At 61.0% G+C, this 24023-nt stretch carries 19 protein-coding genes; 13 read left to right on the forward strand and 6 right to left on the reverse strand.

The features are described 5' to 3' along the window. Window positions 1–405 precede the first annotated feature (405 nt). The 4 genes from MAIT1_RS07725 to MAIT1_RS07740 all read left to right on the forward strand — a co-directional run bounded on the left by MAIT1_RS07725 (window position 406) and on the right by MAIT1_RS07740 (window position 4764). The gene (locus MAIT1_RS07725) at window positions 406–876 is read left to right on the forward strand and encodes a hypothetical protein (RefSeq protein WP_085441706.1); all 471 of its coding nucleotides are present in this window, start codon (window positions 406–408) and stop codon (window positions 874–876) included. Further along, a complete protein-coding gene (locus tag MAIT1_RS07730) occupies window positions 873–2480 on the forward strand; it encodes a GMC oxidoreductase (RefSeq protein ID WP_085441707.1) in 1608 nt (535 codons plus the stop codon). Before MAIT1_RS07725 ends, MAIT1_RS07730 begins: the two co-directional genes overlap by 4 nt. A 2-nt stretch (window positions 2481–2482) precedes the next feature. After that, entirely contained in the window at window positions 2483–3568 is a 1086-nt protein-coding gene (locus MAIT1_RS07735) for a ferritin-like domain-containing protein (RefSeq protein WP_085441708.1), read from the forward strand. 77 nt (window positions 3569–3645) lie between these two features. Continuing rightward, on the forward strand, window positions 3646–4764 hold the full coding sequence (locus MAIT1_RS07740; RefSeq protein WP_085441709.1) for an endonuclease/exonuclease/phosphatase family protein: 1119 nt from the start codon (window positions 3646–3648) through the stop codon (window positions 4762–4764). A gap of 394 nt (window positions 4765–5158) precedes the next feature. Here the strand turns inward: MAIT1_RS07740 and MAIT1_RS07745 are convergent, their stop codons facing one another. The 5 genes from MAIT1_RS07745 to MAIT1_RS07765 form a co-directional block, all read right to left on the reverse strand. After that, window positions 5159–6373, reverse strand: a complete 1215-nt coding sequence (locus tag MAIT1_RS07745) for a 6-phosphofructokinase (protein ID WP_085441710.1) — start codon at window positions 6371–6373, stop codon at window positions 5159–5161. Between the two features lie 74 nt (window positions 6374–6447). Next, window positions 6448–9939, reverse strand: a complete 3492-nt coding sequence (locus MAIT1_RS07750) for a tetratricopeptide repeat protein (RefSeq protein WP_085441711.1) — start codon at window positions 9937–9939, stop codon at window positions 6448–6450. A gap of 19 nt (window positions 9940–9958) precedes the next feature. Continuing rightward, window positions 9959–11221, reverse strand: coding sequence for an amidohydrolase (locus MAIT1_RS07755; RefSeq protein WP_158089379.1), 1263 nt, complete (start codon window positions 11219–11221; stop codon window positions 9959–9961). A 13-nt stretch (window positions 11222–11234) separates the two neighbouring features. Beyond that, window positions 11235–11969, reverse strand: a complete 735-nt coding sequence (locus tag MAIT1_RS07760) for an MTAP family purine nucleoside phosphorylase (protein ID WP_085441713.1) — start codon at window positions 11967–11969, stop codon at window positions 11235–11237. A gap of 87 nt (window positions 11970–12056) precedes the next feature. Next, window positions 12057–12794, reverse strand: a complete 738-nt coding sequence (locus tag MAIT1_RS07765; protein ID WP_158089380.1) for an outer membrane protein assembly factor BamE — start codon at window positions 12792–12794, stop codon at window positions 12057–12059. Window positions 12795–12882: 88 nt separating this feature from the next. Between MAIT1_RS07765 and MAIT1_RS07770 the strand changes: the two genes are divergently transcribed. From MAIT1_RS07770 to MAIT1_RS07795, 6 genes are all read left to right on the forward strand, one after another. Next, window positions 12883–13404 carry a ubiquinol-cytochrome C chaperone family protein gene (locus tag MAIT1_RS07770; protein ID WP_158089381.1) on the forward strand — a complete coding sequence of 174 codons (522 nt, stop codon included), beginning with the start codon at window positions 12883–12885 and terminating at the stop codon, window positions 13402–13404. 26 nt (window positions 13405–13430) lie between these two features. Next, window positions 13431–14618 (forward strand): phosphoglycerate kinase, encoded by a 1188-nt coding sequence (locus MAIT1_RS07775; RefSeq protein WP_085441715.1) that lies wholly within the window; start codon window positions 13431–13433, stop codon window positions 14616–14618. A gap of 3 nt (window positions 14619–14621) precedes the next feature. Continuing rightward, a complete protein-coding gene (locus tag MAIT1_RS07780) occupies window positions 14622–15476 on the forward strand; it encodes a glycosyltransferase family 2 protein (RefSeq protein WP_085441716.1) in 855 nt (284 codons plus the stop codon). Between the two features lie 176 nt (window positions 15477–15652). After that, window positions 15653–15934, forward strand: coding sequence for a hypothetical protein (locus tag MAIT1_RS07785; protein ID WP_085441717.1), 282 nt, complete (start codon window positions 15653–15655; stop codon window positions 15932–15934). 123 nt (window positions 15935–16057) lie between these two features. Beyond that, window positions 16058–16651, forward strand: a complete 594-nt coding sequence (locus MAIT1_RS07790) for an LON peptidase substrate-binding domain-containing protein (protein WP_085441718.1) — start codon at window positions 16058–16060, stop codon at window positions 16649–16651. A gap of 228 nt (window positions 16652–16879) precedes the next feature. Next, window positions 16880–18643: a response regulator gene (locus MAIT1_RS07795; protein WP_158089382.1), complete on the forward strand. Its 1764-nt coding sequence runs from the start codon at window positions 16880–16882 to the stop codon at window positions 18641–18643. 120 nt (window positions 18644–18763) lie between these two features. On the opposite strand, the gene MAIT1_RS07800 is transcribed toward MAIT1_RS07795, so the two are convergent. Next, window positions 18764–20821 carry a hybrid sensor histidine kinase/response regulator gene (locus MAIT1_RS07800; protein WP_085441720.1) on the reverse strand — a complete coding sequence of 686 codons (2058 nt, stop codon included), beginning with the start codon at window positions 20819–20821 and terminating at the stop codon, window positions 18764–18766. Window positions 20822–21032: 211 nt separating this feature from the next. Between MAIT1_RS07800 and MAIT1_RS07805 the strand changes: the two genes are divergently transcribed. From MAIT1_RS07805 to MAIT1_RS07815, 3 genes are all read left to right on the forward strand, one after another. Beyond that, window positions 21033–21308, forward strand: coding sequence for a hypothetical protein (locus tag MAIT1_RS07805; RefSeq protein WP_143814720.1), 276 nt, complete (start codon window positions 21033–21035; stop codon window positions 21306–21308). A gap of 179 nt (window positions 21309–21487) precedes the next feature. Continuing rightward, entirely contained in the window at window positions 21488–22198 is a 711-nt protein-coding gene (locus MAIT1_RS07810) for a response regulator (protein WP_085441722.1), read from the forward strand. Then, window positions 22195–24009, forward strand: coding sequence for a sensor histidine kinase (locus MAIT1_RS07815; protein WP_085441723.1), 1815 nt, complete (start codon window positions 22195–22197; stop codon window positions 24007–24009). Before MAIT1_RS07810 ends, MAIT1_RS07815 begins: the two co-directional genes overlap by 4 nt. The last annotated feature ends 14 nt before the right edge of the window (window positions 24010–24023 follow it).

Below are 24023 nucleotides of genomic sequence, written 5' to 3' on the forward strand. Positions count from 1 at the left end.
ACGCGCGTGAGAAACCTTATTGCGGCGGCATCGCGTAAGCGAACGCCGTTTGGGGCGCTGGCGCGCGATCTCCAGACTCAGACAGTTGCGAACTTAATAAGTTGGCTTATCCCTGCGCATCAGTCAAGCGCGTGCGGTTAGATACGGCGAGCGGGACGCTAAGGAGAGTGAGAGGGGGGTGGAGGAGAGCGGACGCGATGAGATGGGAGTGGATAGGAAGCCGGATGGGTCATGCTGCGGCAATTTAATAATATTGGTTAATTTGCGGTGGTGATTGGCGATCAGGTGAACTACTGTAATCCACATAGCGTGTTGAATAACTCAATGTATGTTGTACGCATAATCATATCAAGAGTCTGGCGGTCATTTATTCTCATGAAAATAGAATCGTAAAGAGAGGGTTCCATGCAAACAGAGCAGATTCTCCACCCCGTCAGCGCAGAGCTGACGCCCCTGGAGGCGGATGATTTCGACACCCTGTTTCAGTTGTTCGAGCAGATTGGCGTCTTTTGGGGCAACATGGCCGACTCACAGAACCATCGCAGTCAACTCTATCGATTTATGCAAAACCGCACTGCGCTGCGGCCAATCTATTACGAATACTATGCGATGGCGGCCAAAACCCTGAATGAATTGATCGCCCAGATGGGCCAGCAGCAAGCCTACGTCTACCTGTTTACCGACCAGCAGATCAATCAGAAGCCCGCCACCACCCCGCAGGCCATCACCCGCCAATATGTCTCCAACGAGTTCGTCGCGCTGCAACTGAGCCTGGGCGGATTCGCCGCCTATGGGGCGCAAAACTATCCGGGATATATCGGCGGTGGTTACATCAGCGGACAACCGGCGCCCTACCGCACGGGAGAGGCGTCATGAGCATCGATACCCTGATTATCGGCTCCGGGGTGGCCGCAGCGGCGGTGAGCCAACGGCTGCTGGACGACGATCCCAACGCCTCGATCCTGATTCTGGAGGCGGGGCAGGCGGTGAAAATGCAGGACGCCGCCATCTGGCAGGACTATGTGATCAGCGGCAAGCTGCCCTATACCAAGTATTACGACGCGCCCTATCCCGAGCGCGACCAGCCGGGGCAGAATCTCAACATCGGCGGCACGGTGATGCCGCTGGACGGCTCGCGGGTGATGACCTACGGCGGCTCCACCATCCACTGGGGCGGTTGGTCCTTCCGTCTCAAACCGGAGGACTTCCAGCTCAAAAGCAACACCGGCTACGGCGTCGACTGGCCGTTTTCCTATGACCATCTGGAGCCCTGGTACGCCGAGGCGGAGCGCTACATCGGCGTGAGCGGGGATAACAATGATCCCACCGTGCCGCGCTCCCAGGGCTACCCCTTTGCCGCCTTCCCCTACACCCTGGAGGATGCGCCGGTGCGCAAGGCCATGGACGCATTGGGCATCGGCTGCTCGCATCTGCCCATTGCGCGCCACGGCATGGGCGACACCGCGTCGCGGCACGCGCCGTGTAAAACCACCGGCACCTGTAAATACTGCCCCTTCGGGGCCCGCTACGCGGCCACCAATTTTCTCAATGACATGCGCCAGTTCGGCGGCTACCCCAATTTTGCGGTCAAACTCAACTGCGTGGTGCAGGAGATCGTCATGGCCGACAAGGCCAACGCCTCCGGGGTGACCTACTACGACAAACTGGCCAAGCGCTATGAGACCCTCACCGCCAAACGCATCATCGTGGCGGGCGGCGCCATCGAATCGCCCAAATTGTTGCTGCGCTCCACCTCGGACTATTGGCCTCAGGGCGTCGGCAATGACGCCGATCTGGTGGGGCGCAATCTGATCACCCACCCGTACTTCATCTTCTCGGGCCGACTCCCCGCCAATCCGCACAAGCTGCAGCCGGAGATGAACTTTCCCACCCTCTGTTCACGCCATTTCGACTCCCCCGCAGAGCAGGCCAAAGGCAAGTTCATCCTGGTCAACCCGCCCAGCTCGCCGGGCGTCAATCTGGCCGCGCTGATGCAGTCCGGGCAGACGCCGGCACAGATGCAGCAGAGCGTGACAGGGGCGCAGACCGTGCAGCTCCACGGCATGGTGGAGATGTTCAGCCACTTGAAAAACCGCGTGATGAACCTCGACGAGGTCAATCAGATCGGCTTGAATGAGACCATCGTGGACTACACGCAACCGGCGGACTTCGACGCCCGCATGGCTGAGATCGGCGGCCACGTCAAACAGATCTTCGACGCCATGGGGGTGAGCATGGTCGGCAAGCCCACGGTCTCCTGGCGCGCCGATCACGCCTCCTGCACCTGCCGCATGAGCGACTCAGCCAGCGAAGGGGTGACCGATGCGCATATGCGCGTGCATGGAGTGGACAATCTCTACGTCTGCTCCAACGCCGCCTTCTGCTCCTCCGGGGCGATCAATCCCACCCTGACGCTGACCGCTCTGGCGCTGCGACTGGGCCAACACCTCATCGATCAAAAGCGCGCTGCGGGAGCCTGACCATGACCACTCTGCAAGAACAGAAACAGAAACTCTATACCCTGTTGCAGGCCGCCTTTGAGTTGGAGCTCTCCACCATTCCGGCCTACTTCACCGCCATGGCCAGCATCCAGCCGGGGAGCAATCAGCACGCCTCGGCCATCATCCGCAGCGTGATGATGGAGGAGATGCTGCACATGGTGCTGGCGGGCAATGTGCTCACCAGTCTGGGCGGCGCGGTGACGCTGAACGCAGACCATATCCCGCGCTATCCGGTCAATCTGGAGTTTCAGGGGCAGAAATTTCAGGACCGCGACTTCGACGTCAATCTGGCGCCCTTCTCCCAGGACGCCATCGAGACCTTCATGAAGATCGAATTGCCCACCGAGTTTGTGCGCAAGGCGCAGCCAGAACATAAACTGTTGAGCAGTGAAATGACCGTGCCGGGCATCACCATCGGCGCGTTCTACCACAGCGTGGAGCAGATGCTTAAGCAACTCTGCGACGCCTATCCCGAAGCCGAAGTTTTCAGCGGCGATCCGGCGCATCAAATCACCGAGAACTACTACTGGGCCGGCGGCGGCCAGCCGGTGGCGGTCACCAATCTGGCCAGCGCCCTGGAGGCGCTCAATGTGATCATTCGCCAGGGCGAGGGCAGCGGCGGCTCCATTGCCGATGGCGACGCCCACTATTTCGATCAACCGCAGGAGGTCGCGCACTACTTCCGCTTCAATGAGATCCACCAAGGGCGGCTCTATCAGCCCGGCGACACACCCAAGGATCCGCCCAGCGGCGCGCCGCTGCCGGTGGACTATGCAGCGGCCTATCCCATCATCGTCAACGCCCAGGCCAACGACTATGGGACGGACGCCAACATGACGGCGTTGAATAATCGCTTTAACGAGAACTACACTGTGATGCTCCAGCAGATCGGTGAAGCCTTCAACGGCGCGCCGCAGACGCTGTACACCGCCATTACCGACGGCATGCGCAGTTTGGGGCCGATGGCGGCGTTGATGATGAGCCAATCGATTGCCGGTGACGCGCAGGGGCGACATGGCGCGCCGTCGTTCGAGTGGCGCGTTCCCGCCGCATTGGACGGCGCATAAGCGTGCTGAACAAGCGGCGGCAAACGGGCGTGTCAGTGACCCGTTAGCCGCCGCTCAATTTCCAACGGAGGGTGGCGATGGAATTCAGATTGGCGACATTCAACGTAGAGAACCTGTTTGTGCGTTTGGACTTCAATGCGTTCACCGATGAGCGGGCGCAGAACTATCTGCCTGCGGTGGCGCAATTCTACGCCCAGGACGCCGCCGCTGATGGCGATTTGAGCCGGTTTGAGGCGTTCAAGGCGATGCTGAGCGGGGTGATGTTGGCGCAGGCCGATGACAAACGGCAATTCACCGCCGCGGCCATGGCCGAAGCCGACGCCCACCTGTTTTGCATGCAGGAGGTGGATAACATCAACGCGCTGATGCGGTTTCACGACGCCTATCTGAAAAAGGCGGGCGCCGGAGCCTACGCGCAGAAGATCCTGTTTGAAGGCAACGACCGGCGCGGCATCGATGTGGCGGCGCTGGCGCGCGACGAGCGCGCGGTGATGAGCCGCTCCCACGCCTGGCTCACCCCCTCCTGGTTTGGCAACCAGGCCGCGCGCGACGCCCTGATTGAGGCGTATCCGCTGATCAAGTCTGAGATCAACAAACGGCGCGCCATCTTCAGCCGCGACTGTCTGGAGATGGAGTATGCCCACGACGGCAAGCGCCTGACGGTGTTCAACTGCCACTTCAAGTCCATGAGCGGCGGGCGCAATAAGAGTTTGGGCAAGCGGCAGTTGGAGGCGCTGGCGGTCAAGCGGATCATCCAGAACAAATTCGCCGACCCGGCAGCGGAGAACTGGGTGGTGGTGGGGGATATGAACGACTACCGCCAGCAGATCAAGGTGACGGCCAAACGGCGCGCCGACGGCTCCTATGTCGAGAACCTCAAGACGCTGGGCGCTGATGATCCCTCCGGGGTCGATCCCTTGCTGGATGATGGCTTTGGCGTCAACGCGCTGGATGCGTTGGATGCGACCGCGCGCTGGACCCACTACTACCCAGGCGACAGAACCAAGACCCAACTGGACTATATGATCGTCTCGCCTGCGCTCAACGCCAGGATCAAGGGCAAGCCGCAGGTGATTCGCAGCGGCCAGCCCTATCGGGTTCCCAACAGCGATGAGATTCAACGCTACCCGCGCATTGGCATGGATCGCCCCAAGGCCAGCGACCACTGCCCGGTGGCGGTGACGTTCAAGCTGTAGAGTTTGCTAGAGTCAGTCGAATTCAAAATTGGACATTGGCGATTTTGAAAATGAAAGATATCGAGGGCTTTGCCCTCGAGCTCCCAAGATCAACAACCAAACCGTGATTCGGGCCATCCATGGCCCTCACCCTTCGGGCTCGCTATCGCGAGTCCGATTCGGCAATCCTGCCGAATCGTGGGTCCGCCCACACCCGCTGGGGGCGCGGCCCCCAGACCCCGCCGCCGACCAGTCGGCGGCCAATAGTCAGCGCAAGCCGGGCCTGTGTCACGCAAACATTGAGCATTCTGAGTTTGTGATATTCTGGTTTCAAGCGACTATACCGGTCAAATGCACAGGGGCGGCCCCGTCTGGGACCGCCCCTGTTTTTTCTACACTGCGTAATCCGAGCGGATTACGCTTTGAGGATTTTGCTCACTTTGGGCGACAGCAGACGCGCGGCGTCCAGCGGCGCAGCGCCCAGCAGCGGACGCAGGTAGTCGCAGAACGCCGGGGTGACGTCGTTGGCTTCGGCGGTGATATACTCGTCGGCCATAACCTTGGTTAGCGCCGCAACCTCCTCCACGCGGGCCAGTTGGAAGTCCACCGCATAGTTCCCAACGCGCTTCATGGCGATGGTGCCGGAGTTGCCGTGGCCGATGGCCTGAATCGCCGCCATCTGACCGGCTTCGCGGGCCTCCTTCTGGTCCACTTCCGAAACCACCCCCAGGAACGAGCGCTGCAGGTAGCCGAAGGTGTCGCCGCGCACGCGTTTGATGCCCAGTTTGGACTTGATCTCGTTGACCAACAGGTCGGCCAGGGCGCCGGTGCCGGAGAGCTGCACGTTGCCGTGGGCGTCGCGCTCCACCTCTTCCTGCAGCTTGGTGATAATGGGCGCGCCGGTCTCGTCGTGGATGCCCTCGGAGACGGCGATGATGCAGCGGCCATGTTTCTCATACATGGATTTGACGTCGCCAAGGAACTTGTCGATGTCGAAGGTGCGCTCGGGCAGATAGATCAGGTGCGGACCATCATCAGCGAAGGTGCGCGCCATGGCCGAGGCGGCGGTGAGGAAGCCCGCATGGCGGCCCATCACCACGCCCACATAGACGCCGGGCAGGCTGCGGTTGTCGAGGTTGACGCCAGCAAACGCGCCCGCCACGAACTTGGCCGCCGAGGGGAAGCCCGGGGTGTGGTCGTTGGCCATCAGATCGTTGTCGATGGTCTTGGGAATGTGCATGGCGGTCAGGTCGTAACCCGACTCCTTGGCGAAATTGCCGACGATGCGGCAGGCGTCGGAGGAGTCGTTGCCGCCGATGTAGAAGAAGTAGCGGATGTCGTGGGCCTGCAGGACCTTGGCGATCTCCTTGCAGTAGTCGGCGTCGGGTTTGTCGCGGGTGGAGCCCAGGGCCGAAGAGGGGATCTGCGCGATGCGCTCGAGGTTGAGGTTGGTCTCGTAGGTCAGGTCGATCATCTCTTCGTCGACGATGCCGCGCACCCCGTGCAGCGCGCCATAAACGGCGTCGATATGTCCGTAGCTACGCGCCTGCAACACCGCGCCAACCAGCGATTGGTTGATCACGGCGGTGGGGCCGCCGCCTTGGGCGATCAAGGCTTTTCCCGGTTTCATAACGCTCGTTCCTTTCGCAAATGGGTTCCTGACTGCGCGCAGAAAAGCTGCGGGTGACATTGCGTGCAGGCAGATTAACTCGGCGATAGTTGGATGGGAATGGTTTTCCGCTGCGGAAACGCCTTCTTGAGCAGGGCGTGTCCGCGATCGTGCAGATACTCGCCCCACTGCTGCGCCATCAACTGCTCGGCCTCATCCTGGGCGATCTCGAGGAATTGGGCGAACTCCAGGTAGATGCGCAGCTCCTCATCGGCGTCGGGGGAGCCCAATTGCTGGTCGATACGGTAGCACACCCCCACCAGCTGCATCGCCTCTTCCATCTTGTCGCGCTCTTTGGCCAGACGCGCCAACTGGAACAGCGCCGCCGCTTCGCCGCGCCGATCCTCCAGGCGTTGTTTAAGCTTGAGCGCCTCCAACAGACGCGGCTCGGCGTCGTCGAGCTTGCCGTCGCCCAAGTCGATGGCGCCGAGCTGATGCAGGGTGTAGCTGCGCTGCTGTTCAAACGGTCCCAGCTCCAGCATCGGCAGCGCCTCTTCGTAATACTCCCGCGCCGCCTCGGTGTTGCCGCGTTGGTAGTAGAGCGCCGCCAGTTGCGGCAGCAGCATGGCCAGCTCCTGCTCGGCCCCCGCCAGTCGATAGAACTGTAGCGCCTTCTCCAGATGCTTCATGGCGATGTCGCGCTCGTCATCCTCCAGCGCCAGCATGCCCAACTGGTGTAGAGTGGCGGCCCGCGCCGGATAATTGCGCGCCTTCTTCCACAGCCGTTCGCTCTGCTCCAAACGGCCAATGGCCGAGGCGCGATCCCCCTGGTGCAGCTCAATAGCCGCCAATTGGTTGAGAATCGCCGCCTGCCCGCTGGAGTCCTGCGCTTCGCGCATCAGCTCCAGAGCGTCTCCCAGCAGATGCGCGGCGCCGCCGATATCCTGCGCCGCCATCTTCAGCGACGCCAACGCCTGCAGCGCCTCGCCCTCAATTCCTGGTTCAGCGCGTTCACGCCCCTCCTTGAGCGCCAATTCAAACCAGCGCTGCGCCTCTTCCGGGCGGCCCGTCTCCAGGAAGATGCGGCCCATACGCAGCAGCGGCAGGGGGTGGTTGGTCAGTCGCCGCGACTCGTTGTTCAGACGCAGCGCCTCATCCACATGGCCATGGCGCAGCAGCGCCGAAGCCAGGGAGTCGGAGAGCTCCAGGAACTTGGACGCATCGCCAGCGCCATGGGCGTGGCCGCGGGCTTCAAACAGCAGATCGAACCAGGTGTGGCCATAGGCGCTAGCGCGCTCGGAACCGACCCACTGCAGGGTCATCTCCGCCAGTTTGGCGTGCACGCTCTGGCGCAGGTCCGCCGCCAAGGTGTCCGAGGCGTTGAGCGCGTCGCGCAGGAACGGCTCCAACATCCACAGCGCCGCGCCTTCGGGTCCGCTGCCCGCTTCGCATACCCAGCCGGATTCGCGCCACAGCTCCAACTCGGCGTCGCTCAGGTCGCGGCTCTCGTCGCACATGGCGTTGAGGGAGGCCACATCCATCGGCGTGCGCGCCAACGCCCAAGTGGCCAAAAGCTGTCTGTCTTCGGGGCTCAGATCCGCCAGCACCGCCTGCGAAAGGATCTGCCCGGAGGGATCCATGCCCGGGGTGAGGGGGCCGCTCAGGTCCAACGACACCTGATCCACTGACAGCGCTTGCTGACACACTGCGCGCAGGCTCTCCGCCGGTTGCGAATCGGCCCAGCCCAGAATGAGCGGCGCCGGGGCGAAGGAGGCGATCTGCAGTTGGCGCAGCGCTTCGATGTCGTCCCAGCTCAGGTCGCTGGCGTTGATGCGCCGCATCAGCCCGTCGTGTCGGCAGGCGCGTTTGTAGAAAGCGCTGTCCTCGGGCTCCTCCAACGCTTCATGCAGGAAGGTGGAGGCGGGTTTGGCGCCGCTCTTGAGCACCGGCGCGCAACGGCTGCTGAGCAGCAGGCGCGAGCGGCCCGAGATGCGCGTGATCAGCATCTCATACAGCGCCGCCATGGCGGGCGAGAGGAAGTGGCGGCTGTCGCCATCCATGCCGTAGTCCAACCCATCGAGCACCAACGCCAACGGCAGGCGCTGATTGATCAGGCCAACGACAAACTCCAGCCGTTTGCTCAGATCCAGGTCGGGACTGTCGAGAATGGCGAACTCCTCATCAAAGCCTTTATCCAGCAGCTTTTGCGCAACCGCTTCAATCACCCGGTGTACGCTGATGGGATTGGCGGGGGAGCCCTTGACCACCATCGGCTCCAGCCCCTCCTGGGAGAGCGACCAGGCCATGCGCGCGGTCAAGGCGCTCTTGCCCAGCCCCTCTACGCCGGTGAGCAGAAGCACCTGCAAACCGCCATGGCGCATGCGCGCCAGCAGCGGACCCAATTGTCGTCGGCGGCCAAAGAAGGGCGCCGGGATCGGCAAAATCACACCGGGCGGCGGCGGGTAGGCGGCTTGATCGAACTCCGGGCGCACCCGTGGGGCGGCGTCGGAGACGTTGTACAGACCATCGCCAACAGCGCTGGCGAACAGCGCCGGAGCGGCCCAATCTGCCGAACAGACGGCATCGCGCGCGGCGCGCACCGCGGCGTCCACGCCACTGCCGCCGATGAGTTTGCCATACAGCGCGGTGAGGAAGGCGCGGCTGCGCTTGTCGCCTCCATCCCAGGGCAGCACTACCACCAACGGCGCGCCCAGTGCGCTCAGCTGCGCGCCCAGCTCCAGCAATGCGCCCTCAGGGGCGTGGCTCTCATCACGCGCGGTGGCGCCGCTGAGGATGATGCCGCGCACACCGCTGGATTGCAGCGCATCCTGATTCAGTGTGTGGGCGTCCACAAAGCGCAATCCGCTGGCGTCATCGGCAGCCAGCCCCAACAGCGCAGCGCCGGATTCATCGCGTTTGACCGGCGCGGAGAGATGCAACAGTTGCGGCTGCATGCGATTGATGCGGCTCTTCAGATCGCTCAGGTCAGCGCGTTCGCACGCCTCCAGATAGCGTTCGCCACGGGCTGCGCCTGCGGTTTGGAAGAAGAGTTGTTCGGCGGCGATGTGCCGCTGCGGGGCGCTGACGGGATCAGCGTCCACCGCGCACAGCAGGGCGCGCAGCGGGCCGTTGGGCAGGGTGATGCAGCAGCGCGCAGTCTCTTTTACGCCCGTAGCCAGACGGCGGAATTTGACCTGAGGATTGCGGCTCAGCGGCGCGCCATTGGCGTCGGCCAGCGTCTCCCAGGGCCAGCTCAGCGATTCCGGGTCGGTGGTTCCCACACCCAGCAGCACGGTGCTCTCTGCGGCCAGCAGGGCGTCAATGCGCAGTGCGGCTTCACCCAGGAAGGCGGCGCGCAACTCCACGCCCACGGCGGTCAATGCGTTATGCGCCATCTGCGCATCGCCGCGTTCGGCCATGCGTCGGGCCTGGGTCCAGGCCTCCAGCGCCGCGCGCAGAGGTTGCAGCGCCGCGCCATCGCGCTCCATGCGCGCCAGCGGCTCGGACTCCTGTAGGATCTCCACGCGCCAACCGCCGTTGTCGGTGCGCGTGATGGATAGAGAGATACGGGTTTCGGCAACAATCATAAAATCGGCTCCTGGCGCTTTATAGCGCCTCGCACAGGGCGCGGGCGCGTAAAGCCGCCTCGCGCCGCACCTCCTGCTCGCCCTCGATGTGACGACCGCGCATCAGAATGCGGCCATCCACCACCACGGTGTCCACCATGTGGCCGGTAGCGGCGTAGGCAAGGTTGGAGGTGAAGCAGTGTTCCGGGGTCATCTCGGGATTCTCCCGGTGGATCAACAGAAAGTCCGCCGCCTGACCCACTTCGATGCGGCCGCTCTCGCCAAAGATGGGCGCGCGCGCGCCGCTGGCGATCTCCCACACCAGTTTGGCCGGGGCGGCGGTGGGGTCGACATCGGCGTGTTTTTGGATCAGCGCGAAGGTTTTCATGTCCTGGAACAGGTCCAGGGCGTTGTTGGAGGCGGCGCCGTCGGTGCCCAGGGCGATGGGGATGTCGCGCTGGGCCGCCCGCGCCAACGGGAACACGCCGCCCACCGCCAGCTTCATATTGCTCACCGGGTTGGTGACCAGGGTGGCGCCGGCTTTGGCGATCATGTCCAGTTCGGCGTCGTCCACATGCACCGCATGGGCGAGGAACGTGCGCTCGGTGAGCAGACCCTGATTGGCCAGATGTTGCGTGGGGCGGCAGCCGTGCTGCTGCAGGCAGGTATCCACCTCGTGCTGGGTCTCAGACAGGTGAATGTGCACCGGCACATTATGCTTCTCCGAGAACTCCGCCACCCAGCGCAGGGTCTCGGGGCTCACGGTGTAGATGGCGTGGGGGGTGAGGGTGTAGCGCACCCGGTCGGAGTAGCGCGATGTCTCCTCCCACAGGGTTTCGGCCTGCTGCTTGAATTGCTCGGCCTGCTCCTTGCCCGCCACGTCGATGAAGATGGCGCCCACTCCGGCGCGCAGGCCGGAATCCTCCACCGCTCGCGCCACGCCGTGATAGTGCCAGTACATATCCTGAAAATTGATCGCCCCGGAGCGGATCATCTCCAGGCAGGCTAGACGCGTGCCCCAGTAGACGTCCTCTTCGGTGAGTTTGGCCTCGGCTGGCCAGATGCGCGTCTCCAGCCACTGCATCAGCGGCATGTCGTCGCCAAAACCGCGAAACAGGGTCATGGCCGCATGGGTGTGGGCGTTGACCAGTCCGGGAATGATGGCCATGCCGCGGGCGTCCAACACCTGCACGTCCAGGGAGGCGACCAGATGCCGACCCATGGCGCGGATGACGCCGCCTTCAATCTCCAGATCCACCTGGCCATGGTCAGGATGCCAGGCGTTTTGTACGAACAGATCCATGATTTTCAGGCTCCTATGACAGGTCCAACGCGCGCAGGGCGGGCAGCAGCGTCTCCATGGCCGCCAGCAGATGCTGTTCATTGGCCCGCACCTGCGCCTTGAACGCATCGAAGGTCAGCTCTTCATCGCCGATGCCGTTGGCGAAGTTGTCCACGATGCCGATGGCGGCATAGGGCAGCCCCAATTCGCGGGAGAGGATGCACTCGGCGGCCACCGTCATGCCCACCAGATCGCAGTGGGGCTGATGGGCGCGGATCTCGGCGCGGGTCTCAAAGCGCGGGCCGCGCGTCTGCCAGTAGACGCCGCCGTCGCGCAGCGGCTCGTTGGGGTTGACCGCGCGCCACTGCTCGAGGATCTGCGCGCGCCAGGGGGCGTCGAACCCCGGCGGCTGATGACCGCGGGCGTCGTCGAAGATCGATTCGTTAACGTGGGGGGCGTAGAAGTCGTCCGGCAGCACAAAGGAGCCCGGGAGGATTGACTCCTGCAGACTGCCCACCGAGCCGATGGCCAGCGCCCGCTGCGCGCCATACTGCTTCAGCGCCGCCAGATTGGCTTTGTGGTTGATGCGGTGGGGCGGGGTGTAGCCGTCCAATCCATGGCGTTGCAGAAAGATCAGGCCATCATGGTCCAGCAGCGCCGCCGCGCCATACTCGGTCTCCACATCCACCCGCTTGGCGTCGCGAAACATGGAGGAATCCAAAAAACTGGTGCCGCCGATCAGGGCGATAGGGGCGGGGGTCGATCCCATGCGGGCTCTCCTTGGCGCTCACGTGGCGCAGAGTTCTCAGCGTCGCCGGTTTGGGCGACGCCAGGCGAAACAAGTTCCCGCTGTGGACTATTTCTTCATCCATGCGGGCAGATTGACGTCGGCGTTTTCAATCGCCTTTTTCTCTTTGAGCGCCTCTTCATAACGGTAGTCGCGGGGCTCGGTCATGGTTTCGCCCTTGGCCGGATCCCGCGCCAGCACCGAGCGCCACCAGTTGGGGTCTGTGGGAGGGGCGACATCATCCGCAGGTTGCGCAGGCGACTGTTTGTCCTCGCCCCACCCTTTGGTCAGACTGGGGAATTTCAGTTTCAACGCGTCGGTGAGGGTGTCGCCGGTTCGGTCCAGCAGCGACTTCTCCTCCGGCAACAGGGCGGCGACCTCATCCTTGCCCCCTTCGGGCGCAGGGATCAGCTCCCAGGTCTCTTTGCCCCAGGTGCGCCGCCACCAACTGCGTTTTCCCTTCTCCGCCACCATCTGTTCGGGGTCGCGCAGTTTGTCATCGAAATTGCGCTTGACCTCATCGATGACGCCGCCGCGACGTAGGGTGATCTCCACGGTATTGACCGTCTCGTAGCCGCCTGCGCGCCGATCCATCACATAAATCCAGCGATCGGGCCGCACCGGGTTGACGATGGTGGGAGCTCCCAACATCTCAATGACTTCGCGGGCGTGAGTCTGTCCGGGAACGATGCGATTGACCAGCTCCACATCGAGAATGTTGCCATGATTTTCCGGCATGGACTGGCAGCCGAAGGTGAGCATGGGTATGATGAGGCCCCAAAAAAGGGCGCGTACTGGTTTGGGCATCTGGCCATTTCCGTAAAAAGTGATGGTGGGCGCATTGGACCGGAAGAGCGCTATGATAGTCGCACTCAACTCAAGGAGCAAACCCGCCATGTCGTGGTTGCAACGCCTTTTTGGCGGATCCAACGCCGAGCAACGTCTCAAACGCGGGGCGCTGGCCGCTCAGAAGTCCCTGGCCTCCGCTGCGCTCAAGCTGTCGGAAAACAACGCCCTGGGCGTTGAAGATGACTTCGATCACCGCTTTGAGACCATGATTCTGGTGGGCTCGGCGCTGTCATTCCATGTGCGCCGCCAGGCAGGCAATGACGCCGCCAGAATCAATCAGGCGCTGTGGGATGCCATCTTTGAAGGTTTCGACTATAGTATGCGCCAGCGCGGGGTCAATGATATCCGCATCGGCGCGCGCATGGAGAAGCTGTTGCAGAACGCCATGGGGCGCCGCGACGTCTATCTCAATGCGCTGGAGAACGATGACGAGCCAGCCTTGCGCGCGGCGATTCGTCGCAACGTGCTCGATTCGAATTGTGAAACCGACGATCCGCGCATCGACGGATTGATCGACGCCATGCAGAAGATGCGCGACTATGCGCCGAACCTGATCAAAGCCTCCTGAACCGAACAGACACAAGGATTGAGTAGATGAACAAACGCACCATCGAAGATCTGGATCTGACCGGCAAGCGCGTTTTCATTCGCGTCGACTTCAACGTGCCCTTGAACGAAGACGGGACCATCCGTAAGGACACCCGCATTCGCGGCGCTCTGCCCACCATCCAGCATGCGGTGGAGCAGGGTGGCAAAGTGATCCTGGCTTCGCACTTGGGGCGGCCCAAGAATGGCCCTGAGGAGAAGTTCTCCCTCAAGCCCTGCGCTGCGCGTCTGGCCGAACTGCTGGGCAAACCGGTGGCTATGGCGCCCGATTGCGTCGGCCCCGAGGTGGAGGCGATGGTGGCGGCCATGAACAATGGCGACGTGCTGCTGCTGGAGAACGTGCGCTTCCACAAAGGCGAGACCAAGAACGACCCCGAACTCTCCAAGCAGTTCGCCAAGCTGGCCGATGTGCATGTCAACGACGCCTTCGGCACCGCCCACCGCGCCCACTGCTCCAACGTCGGCGTCACCGAATTTGTGCGTCCGGCGGTGGCGGGCAAACTGCTGGCGGCGGAGATGGACTACTTCAACAAAGCGTTGGGCGCGCCCGAGCGTCCAGTGTGCGCTATCCTCGGCGGGGCTAAGGTCTCCGGCAAGATCAACGTCATCGAGGCGCTGCTGGACAAAGTGGATACGGTCCTCATCGGCGGCGGCATGGCGTTCACCTTCTTCAAGGCGATGGGTTATGAGATCGGCGCCTCCCTGGTGGAGGATGAGATGATCGACATCGCCAAAGCGGCCCAGGCCAAGGCGGCGGAGAAGGGGGTCAAACTGCTGCTGCCGGTGGACGCGGTGGCCGCCGACGCCTTCAAAGAGGACGCCAATACGCAGATCGTCTCGGTGCAGAACATCCCCGCCGGTTGGATGGGTCTGGACAACGGCCCCAAGACCACCGAACTCTATAGCGAGGCGGTGAAGAGCGCCAAAACCATCGTGTGGAACGGCCCCATGGGCGTGTTCGAGATGCCCGCCTTCGCCAAAGGCACCATGGATCTGGCCAAAGTGGTGGCCGAGAGCGATGCGCTGTCGGTGATCGGCGGCGGCGATACCGACGCGGCGATCCAGCAAGCCGGCTACGCCGATCAGGTCTCCTATATCTCCACCGGCGGCGGCGCCTTCCTGGAGCTGATGGAGGGTAAAACCCTGCCTGGTCTGGCCAGTTTGGACGATAAGTAATCCATGTCTCTGATCACCGCACAGGAGCGCCCGGCAGGGCTGTCGGCCATCATCATTGGACGCAACGAGGCGGCCAATCTGCCCCGTTGTCTGGGCGCTCTCGGCGGTGTTGTGGATGAGATCGTGTATGTGGACACCGGTTCGACGGACGACTCGGCGCAGATCGCCGAGTCGTCCGCGGCGCGGGTGTTCCATCGGCCTTGGGATGATGACTTCTCCGCGGCCAAGAACCACGCCATTGCGCAGGCGAAATTCCGCTGGCTGCTGAGTCTGGATTGCGACGAGGAGTTGGTTCCGCACTCGGCGACCAATCTGATCCTCAAGGAGTGGCGCGCCAATCTGGACTCCCCCGGGGCCATTGTGCGCATTGAGAATATCATGGGCGACAGCGCCCAGCGTGTGCCGCAGAACGCTCTGCGCCTGTTTCTCAACGATGACCGCATCCGCTTTCAGAATCCCATCCATGAGGATGTGAGCGGCTCCATCTATCGGCATTGGCCGCAAACGCCGTTGCCGCGTCTGCCCATCACCATTCTGCATCACGGCTATGCGGCGGGGCGTAATCAGGAGAAGTTGCAGCGCAATATGGAGATTTTGGGCAAATGGGCCGACGCCGAGCCGGATTACCCCTTCGCCCAATATAAATACGGCAAGAACCTGCTCCATGTGGGGCGCGCGCAAGAGGCGTGGCGCTATCTGCAACGCGCGGTGACGTTGATCAACAACGATGCGCAGCCTGCAACCTACGCTTTTTTGGATGCGCTCGTTGAAGATTATCGTGAGGCGGCGCAACTCTTGGGAATTAAAGAGAAAGTTCCTTTGCGTCTGATCGAGGCGCTGCGTTTGCAGGATCGGTAAGCGCGGTGCGGAACCCTGAATTTTCATTATCTTATTGAAAATCAGCCCCGGGTCCATTTAACATACATCCACATAACCGACACGATTCGGCGGGATCAGTCGAAACGTCCTCGTCGCTCGAGAGGCTCAGGGTTGAGCGCGCCTCGGGCGAGTGTAAACAGATTGGGTGACTGATTATGGCGATCTCCAGCATCAACAGTATCTCCAGCTCCATGCAGGTGGCGCAGAACACCCGCCGCATGGAGGGCAACACCAGCGTCGCGGAAATCACCACCGCGCGTGAACAGACCATGGCTTCCGACAAGAGTGGGCTCAATGCCATGACGTCGCGCATTCAGAGCGTTAACAGCGCCCTGGATCAGAACTACAATGGCGAGGCGCAAAAGTATCAAGCCAACAGCAACGCCGACTATAGCAAGCCGTCGCCCAATGCGGCGGGCATTGATGTGGTGGTGTAAACACAGCATTGCTCAATCGCATTGCTGCGTCTTCTCATCCTGGTGAGCGTTTGAAAAAGCCGACCGGGCCTTAGGCCGGGTCGGCTTTTTTGCGTCTTGTGTGATGGGCCTGAAGAGGGAGCTATGGCTGAATCCAGACGTTCCGAAGGCTATTTGCCGCTGTTTCCACTGCACACCGTGCTGATGCCGATGCAACGTATCCCGCTGCGCATATTTGAACCGCGCTATTTGGACCTCATGCGCCGGGTTGGCGATGATCCCTGTGGATTTGGCGTGGCGCTGATCGTGCGCGGCGGCGAGGTGGGGCCGATTCCGGAAATCGAATCCTTCGGCTGCTGCGCGGCGGTGGTGGATTTTGAATCGCAGCCGGATGGTCTGCTGGGCATCACCATTGAAGGTTCGCGGCGCTTGACCATCCATGAGACCCAGGTAGAGGCCAGTGGTCTGCTCACCGCCCGGGTGACGCTGCGTGAGGAGATTCGCGCGCAACAGACGCCGCCGGAGTGGCTGCATGAGGTCGGCCGCTTGATCGAACAGCAGTTTCCCGATGCCCTGCGTGGGGCCGTTGTGGGTGACGCCGCCGCCGCCCTGTTTTGGCGTGTGGTCTCCTATCTGCCGCTGACCAATCCGCAAAAAATGGCTTTGCTCAAGGAGGATAGCGCCGATGAGAGAGTATCGATGCTGCACGAGATGCTGTTTTCACCATCGGTTCAGTGACTAGGCAGACAACGATGACGGCATGGACATGGCTGAGATTCTTAGCTTGGAAGCCGACTCGGGTTTCGGTACTATAGGGAATTTACAGGGGTTAAAATAAATATTATTCCCACCTGTTGTGGCGGCGCTGATCCCTGTCGGCGCGTGGGGGGGGAGTGGTCTGTCGGCTGCGTTGTGGGCTGGCCGATGACATTGGACGGGTTATCTTCTTTTGGGGGGCATGTTTCCATGGCGGACACGGTCGTTCTGTTAACCGACTCGGCGATTCTCAATAAAATCATCACCTCGGCGCTGGACGAAGAGCGCTTCGAGGCGCGTCTTATCGCCTCTTCGGAAGCGGACTTCTACGATCAGATTGTGGAAGCGCGGCCCAGCCTGATTTTTGTGCGCACGGAGTTGAAGAACGCCAACGGCATCGAGGTGTGCGAGCGCATCAAAGGCGACAAACGCCTGCGCGAGGCCAAGGTGGTGTTCCTCTCCGGCAACCCTCAGATTCGCGAGCAGGCGATTCAGCACCGCGCCGACCAGTTCCTGACCCTGCCGTTTGAGAAAGAGGACGCCGAGGCGCTGGTGGAGTCCCTGTTGCCGCAGGCGCCCACAGTGCTCTATGTGGATGATAGCGAGATGTTCCACCGAGTGGTGGTCCCGGCGCTGCGCGATGAGGGCTATAACGTGGTGGAGGCCTATGATGGCCGTGAGGCCCTCACCATGGTGGACACCAACAAGGTGGACATCATCGTCTCCGACGTGGAGATGCCGGAGATGGACGGCATCACCCTATGCCACAATGTGCGCGCCACCATGGAGCAGGATATCCCCATCCTGCTGCTCACTTCGCTCACCTCTGAAGAGGCGGTGGCCAAGGGTTTTGAGGCGGGCGCTGACGACTATCTGGCCAAGCCCATTGTGGTGGCCGAGCTGATCTCCCGCATCAAGCGTCTGCTCAACACCTCGTCGGAACAGGAGCGCCCGGAGCGCATTCTCATCGTCGATGATCAGGAGATGATTCGCACCGCCATGCGCAATGCGCTCTCCGCCCAAGGCTTCCGTCTGGATGAAGCCAAGCATGGCGTCGAAGCGCTGACCATGGTGATGAAAGAGAAGTACGACCTGCTCATCACCGACTATGAGATGCCCAACCTGGATGGTCTGGAGCTGTGTATTCGCATCCGCAACAATGAGAAGGGGCAAGAGCGCAAGCTGCCCATCATCTTTGTGACCTCACGCAACTCGCAGGCGGATTTGGTGAAAATCCGCTCCATCGGCATTCAGGCGTTCGTCTCCAAACCGTTTACCGGCGACCGTGTGGTGGCGGAGGTGGAGCGTGTGCTGGCGCAGCAGCGTCTGGAGAGTCAGCGCAAAATGTTCCAGAACTACCTGACCCACCTCTCCAACCACAAAGTGGTGGATCTGTACAATCAGGATGGCGGTGTGGCCGATGACCAGTTCCGCACCATCCTGTATGTGGACATGGTGGGGTTCGGCGGAATCAGTCGCGAGTTGCCTGCGCCGGAACTGGTGCCGTTTCTCAATCGCTATTTCGACGCTATCTGCGGCATTCTGGTGCGCTACGACGCCACCATTGACAAGTTGATCAATGACGGCGTCTACGCCAGCTTCGATCGTCAGGCCGACGGCGCCAAACGCGCGGTGCAGGCGGGTTTGGAGATCGTCAACAAGCTGCCGGATCTGCATCAGAAGATTGGACGCACGTTCAAAGTGCGCATCGGCATCAACGCCGGGCGCGTGATTCTCGGGAATATCGGCACCAACTATCGTGACCGCAACATCACCGTGATTGGCGAGAATGTGGAGATCGCGCAGCAGGTGGGGCGTCAGGCGGGGCCAAATCAGGTTGTGATCACCGATGAGGCGGCCAAAGTGCTCGAGGGCGCCATTGGCGTGGAAAAGCTGGGAGAACAGACCCTGTATGGGGGTGAGACCATGCCGATTTACGCGGTGAAATCGCTCCAGGCCGCTGAAGAGGAGTAAGCGCGACAAGCGCAGACGCACAGGATCCATATGAGCGGCGCACAGCAAAACGCCGGGCTCTTGTCGCCCGGCGTTTTGCTGTGCGCCGCCTGGGGTTTGGCGTTGGCCAATCGACAGAAATTAATCGCCTTTGCAGTAGTTCTGCAGGGTTTCGAGCAGTACCCGCTTGCGAATGGGCTTGGTTAAATGCGCATCGCAACCGGCCTGCAAGGATTTCTCCTCGTCGCCGCCCATGGCGTGGGCGCTCAAGGCGAGGATGGGCGTTGGCGCTTTGTGTTTCTCCTGCTCCCAGGCGCGCATGTGGCGGGTGGCGTCCAAGCCATCCATAACGGGCATTTGGATATCCATCAGCACCACGTCAAAGCTCTGCTCTTGAAACAGCGTCACCGCTTCAGCCCCGTTCTCTGCAATGCTGAGTTTGTAGGGCGCCCCTTGGAGGAATTTCTGCATCAGCAGTCGGTTGTCTTCGGCATCCTCAACCAACAGCACATGATGCTCTGCCGTGTCTGATGAGATCGCTGCGTGCGACGCTTGGGCCGGTGGCGTGGTGGGGTCAACCACATCCACCTGACACATCTCTCCGTTCACGTTATGGGGCATGTTTGAGGGCGTTAATCTCAGGTCACAGCGATCAAAATTGGATTGTGGATTCAAGGGCAGCACGAAGAAGAAGCGCGCGCCTTCTCCTGGAGCGCTCTGCACACACAAGCTGCCCCGCATGGCGTGGGCCAGACGTGAGCAGAGCGATAAGCCGATGCCGGCGCCGCCATAGGCGCGGGTCATGCTGGTGTCGGCTTGGTTGAAGATCTCAAAGATCTGCGTCTGCATATCCTGGGAAACCCCAATGCCGGTATCGGCAACGGTAAAACAGACCTTGTCTGATCCGTTGCGCTGTATCTCCAACGTGACCGAGCCTGCGTCGGTGAACTTGATCGCATTGCTCAGAAGGTTGTGCAGTACCTGTCGGGTGCGCAGTTGGTCCGCGCACAGAGTTTGCGGCAAGTCGGGCGCAATGAGGAGCCGAAGCTCCAGGTTTTTGTTGTGGGCGTTAATGGCGTGCATGCGCACCATCTCTTCACCAACTTTGGCCAAAGAGAAATCGCTGCTATGCAGGGTTATGCGTCCGGCTTCAATGGCCGAGAGGTCAAGCAGGTCAGAGATCAAACAGAGCAGGCTACGCGCAGAGCGGGTGAGAATTTCCAAAAACTCTTTCTGCTGCGAATCCATGTCGGTATCCGAAAGCAGTTCCGCCATGCCCATGACGGCATTCAACGGCGTGCGCATTTCATGGCTCATAATGGCCAGAAAATCGGATTTCACCTGGCTGGCGTGTTCCGCTTTCTCTTTCGCCAAACGCAGGGCGCATTCAATCTCTTCCTGATGCGTAATGTCGCGCAAAATGAATTGCGCGCCGGTCACTTTGCCCGCTTCAATATTGACGGCGCCGCTCATCTCGGTGCACAGCGTCTTGCCGCCTTGTCCCAGCAGGAGAATGCGTTCTCGCAGAATCGGCTTCTTGCTCTGCAGCAGAGCGCTGATCAGCTCCAGATAACGCGTGCGTGAATTGGGGTGAATGATCTGCTCGGCGGGCATGCCCAGCAGGGAGTGTCGGGTATGGCCAATGGCGTTTCGTTGCGCTGGATTGGCGTCAATGATGCGCATCTCATTATCGATGATGTGAATCATCTCCGACGCTTCATTGAATAGCGCGGTGTAGCGGCGTTCTGAACGTTCCAGTTGCTGTGTGCGATCACGCACTTGATCGGATAGATCACGACGTCTGCGCGCCAACTCCAAATGCGTGCGCACGCGCGCCAGAACCAGTGCAGGGGTGACGGGTTTGACAATATAGTCGGCCGCGCCGAGAGAGAGACCCAGGGTTTCGTCTTCGATCTCGGACTTGGCGGTGACAAAGATGACGGGAATGTCGCGCGTGGCGACTGCGCTCTTGAGGGTGCGGCAAACATCGTAGCCATTGAGGCCTGGCATCATGATGTCCAACAAAATAAGATCAGGCGATGGCGTTTGCGTTGCAAGCTCAAGCGCTTTCTCTCCGCTCTTGGCGATGAGAACGCGATAGTGCGAGGCAAGCGTTGATCGCAGAACATCAATATTTTCAGCGATGTCATCGACGATCAGTACGGTCTCCCGCAATGTGTGCTGGGTCGTATCTGACAAGGCGTTACTCCACGCGACACAATATTGCCGCGATTTGCTCTCTGCAGTGGTTGTGCTGGCGCGTCGTAACAGGCTTGGTTATGCAGGAAAAGCCTGTGGTTACGCAATGATTTGTTATAGATAACTCATTGTATAACATTCACCATAATCACTAGGCGCAGGAAAATCACCTGAAATATTTCTTCACCATCACTCAAAATTGGCCATGGTAATGCATGGTTACAAGCAATTGGCGATCTTCTCGCCCACAACAATTGCTTGTTTGGAGCATGCCATGCGCTTTCGAGTTTCCCTACATGATGGATTTCAACGGGTGGATGTGACCGTGGATGAAGCGGCTCTGCCTCGGGTCATGGACATGTTTGGATCTGCCGCTGAGGGCTCTGCACGGCGCGTGTTGGACGTGACGCCTGAAGAGATCTGCCTGCCGCAAACACAGGATTTTGGCCTGTCCGGGCCCAGTGCGACATCTTCGAGCGCGCAATAAGAAAGCTCTTCGACAGTTGCGCGGCGTTACGATGAATGCCTTGCCATACATCGATTAACGGCGCCACAATCTGCGCGCACGGTGATATAACGCCTGGGTTTCCCAGCGCGTCACTCGCCGCGCCCAGCATTCAAAAGGCGGCGGATGCGCCGCCGCCAAACCTCAAGGCGCAGTCAATTATGAGTCAATCCATTCTCATCATCGAAGACGAGCAGGACCTGGCCAGCACGCTGGAGTACAGCCTCAAGCAAGAGGGGTTTAAAACCCGCGTGGCGCTCACTGGCGAAGCGGGGCTGCCCATCGCGTTAAACGAAGGCTGGCCCGACCTGGTGGTGCTGGATCTTATGCTGCCAGGCGTTTCCGGCATTGAAGTGTGCCGTCGTTTGCGCGAAAACGAGCAGACGCGCACGTTGCCGGTGATCATGCTCACCGCGCGCGGTGAAGAGATTGATAAGGTGATGGGGTTTGAAGCCGGCGCCGACGACTATGTGGTCAAACCCTTCAAAGTGCGCGAACTGATTCTGCGCATTCGCGCTATTCTGCGTCGTATTCAACCAGAGCGGGGGGAAGCCTCGCCGCTGGTCACTTTTGGCCGCCTGAAAGTGGATTATGATGGCCACCGTGTGTGGGTGGATGGCGAAGAGACCAATCTCACCGCTATGGAGTTCAAGCTGCTGACCACCTTTCTGTCACGCAAGGGGCGGGTGCAGAATCGTGACGCCCTGCTCAACGATGTGTGGGGCGTCAACGCCTTTGTGCAGACGCGTACGGTGGACGCCCACGTCAAACGTCTGCGTGAAAAGCTCGGTCCGGCTGGCAAGTATATGGAGACCATCCGTGGCGTGGGGTACCGCTTTCGTGACCGACCCGATGATGGTGATGAAGCGTGAAGCTGCGCGTTCGCGGCAAACTCTTCCTCCTCTCCCTTCTGCTGATCGTGGCCGTGGTGCTGTCGGTTGGCTTCTATCTGGAATACGCCCTGCGCGAATGGCTGGTGGATCGCGTCACGGATGAGTTGATCAGCCACGCGCGCATGGGACGCAATCAGTTGCTCAACCCCGCTCTGCCTCTGCGCGCTGAAGAGATGGATCCCATGGCCGACGCCATCGGCCATGCGGCGGGCGCGCGCGCCACCATCGTGGTGGAGTCCGGCGTGGTGGTGGGGGATTCGGAAATCCCTCTCGACAAGCTCAGCCAACTCGACAACCACGCGGGTCGGCCTGAGATTATTCGCGCCTTCGCCGACGGCGTTGGCGTCTCCCAGCGCTACTCCAAAACCCTCAGAACAAATATGATCTATGTCGCCGCCCGCTTTGATCGGACCGATGGGCGGCGTGGGGTCATGCGCATGGCCCTGCCACTCAAAACCTTTCGTGAAATCAGTTGGCGTTTGCGACTGACTTTGGCGGTGGCGGGGTTGATGGGGTTGATCATTGCGGTGTCGGTCAGCGGCTTGGCGGCGCACTTCAGTACGCGCCGTTTTCGACAGTTGGCGGCCCACGTGGTGCAGAGCGCCAGCACGCCGCAGCGCAACCGGTTGGAGGTGCGCAGCCAGGACGAGATCGGTTGGTTGGCGGGTACGTTCAATGAGATGGCCGACGAGGTGGATACCGCGCTCAGCTCCTTGACCGCGGAGCGGGACCGATTGGCCGCCGTGTTGGAGGGGATGGCCGAAGGAGTGGTTGTGCTGGATGCGGAGCATCGCATCACGCTATTCAACCCCTCGGCGCGGGACATCCTCGGTTTGGGTCAGATGTGCCTGCATCAACCGGTTGAGAATGTTCTGGACGAAGATGACCAAGCGCCTCTGTTGGAGTTGTTGGAGAGCGAACTGGTTGGCCATGTGGAGTTGAATCTGGAGCGTGATGGGCAGGCGCGGTGGATTTTGGCCCAACTCACGCCCACAGCTTCGGGGCATAGCGCAATTCTCACTTTGCACGATGTCAGTGACCTGCGGCGCCAGGAGAAGATTCGTCAGGATTTCGTCGCCAACGTCTCCCACGAGTTGCGCACGCCGGTGAGCATTCTACAAGCCAATGCGGAGACTTTGGTTAGCGGAGCGATTGAAGATCGCGTGTATGGCCGAAAATTAGCGGAAGCTATGGAGCGCAACGCGGCGCGTTTGGCGGATATCATCTCCAAGCTGCTGGACCTGTCGCGCATCGAGTCCGATGGCTATGTGATCCGCATGGAGGCGGTCAATATCAGCGCCTGTGTTGAGCATGTCATTGAGACGCTTAAGCCCATCGCCTCGGAACGCTCGGTGTTTTTCCGCAATCGGGTGGAGGCGCAGAACTACGCGGTGGGCGATCGCGAAGCCATTGAGGAGATCCTCAGCAATCTTCTGGGCAATGCGGTGAAGTATATTCCTCCTGGCTCACAGGTGACGGTGTTGATGCGTCCGTCGCCGCCACACCATTGGCGGGTGATGGTCACAGACAATGGCCCAGGTATCGATCCCATCCACTTCGACCGTCTGTTTGAGCGCTTTTATCGCGTGGATAAGGGGCGCGCGCGCGAGATGGGCGGAACCGGATTGGGTCTTTCCATCGTTAAACGCTTGGTGATCAAGCTCGGCGGCGAAGTGGGCGTGGAGGGGGTGAAGCCCAATGGGGTCTGCTTCTGGTTTACCCTGCGGCGATTGGAAACGCCAGCTAAACGGAGCGCGGATGACGTCGATGAGGAGTTGATCTCCATATAAGGTTGGGTTGAGCG

Source organism: Magnetofaba australis IT-1 (assembly GCF_002109495.1).
In the GTDB taxonomy this organism is placed as follows: Bacteria; Pseudomonadota; Magnetococcia; order Magnetococcales; family Magnetococcaceae; genus Magnetofaba; species Magnetofaba australis.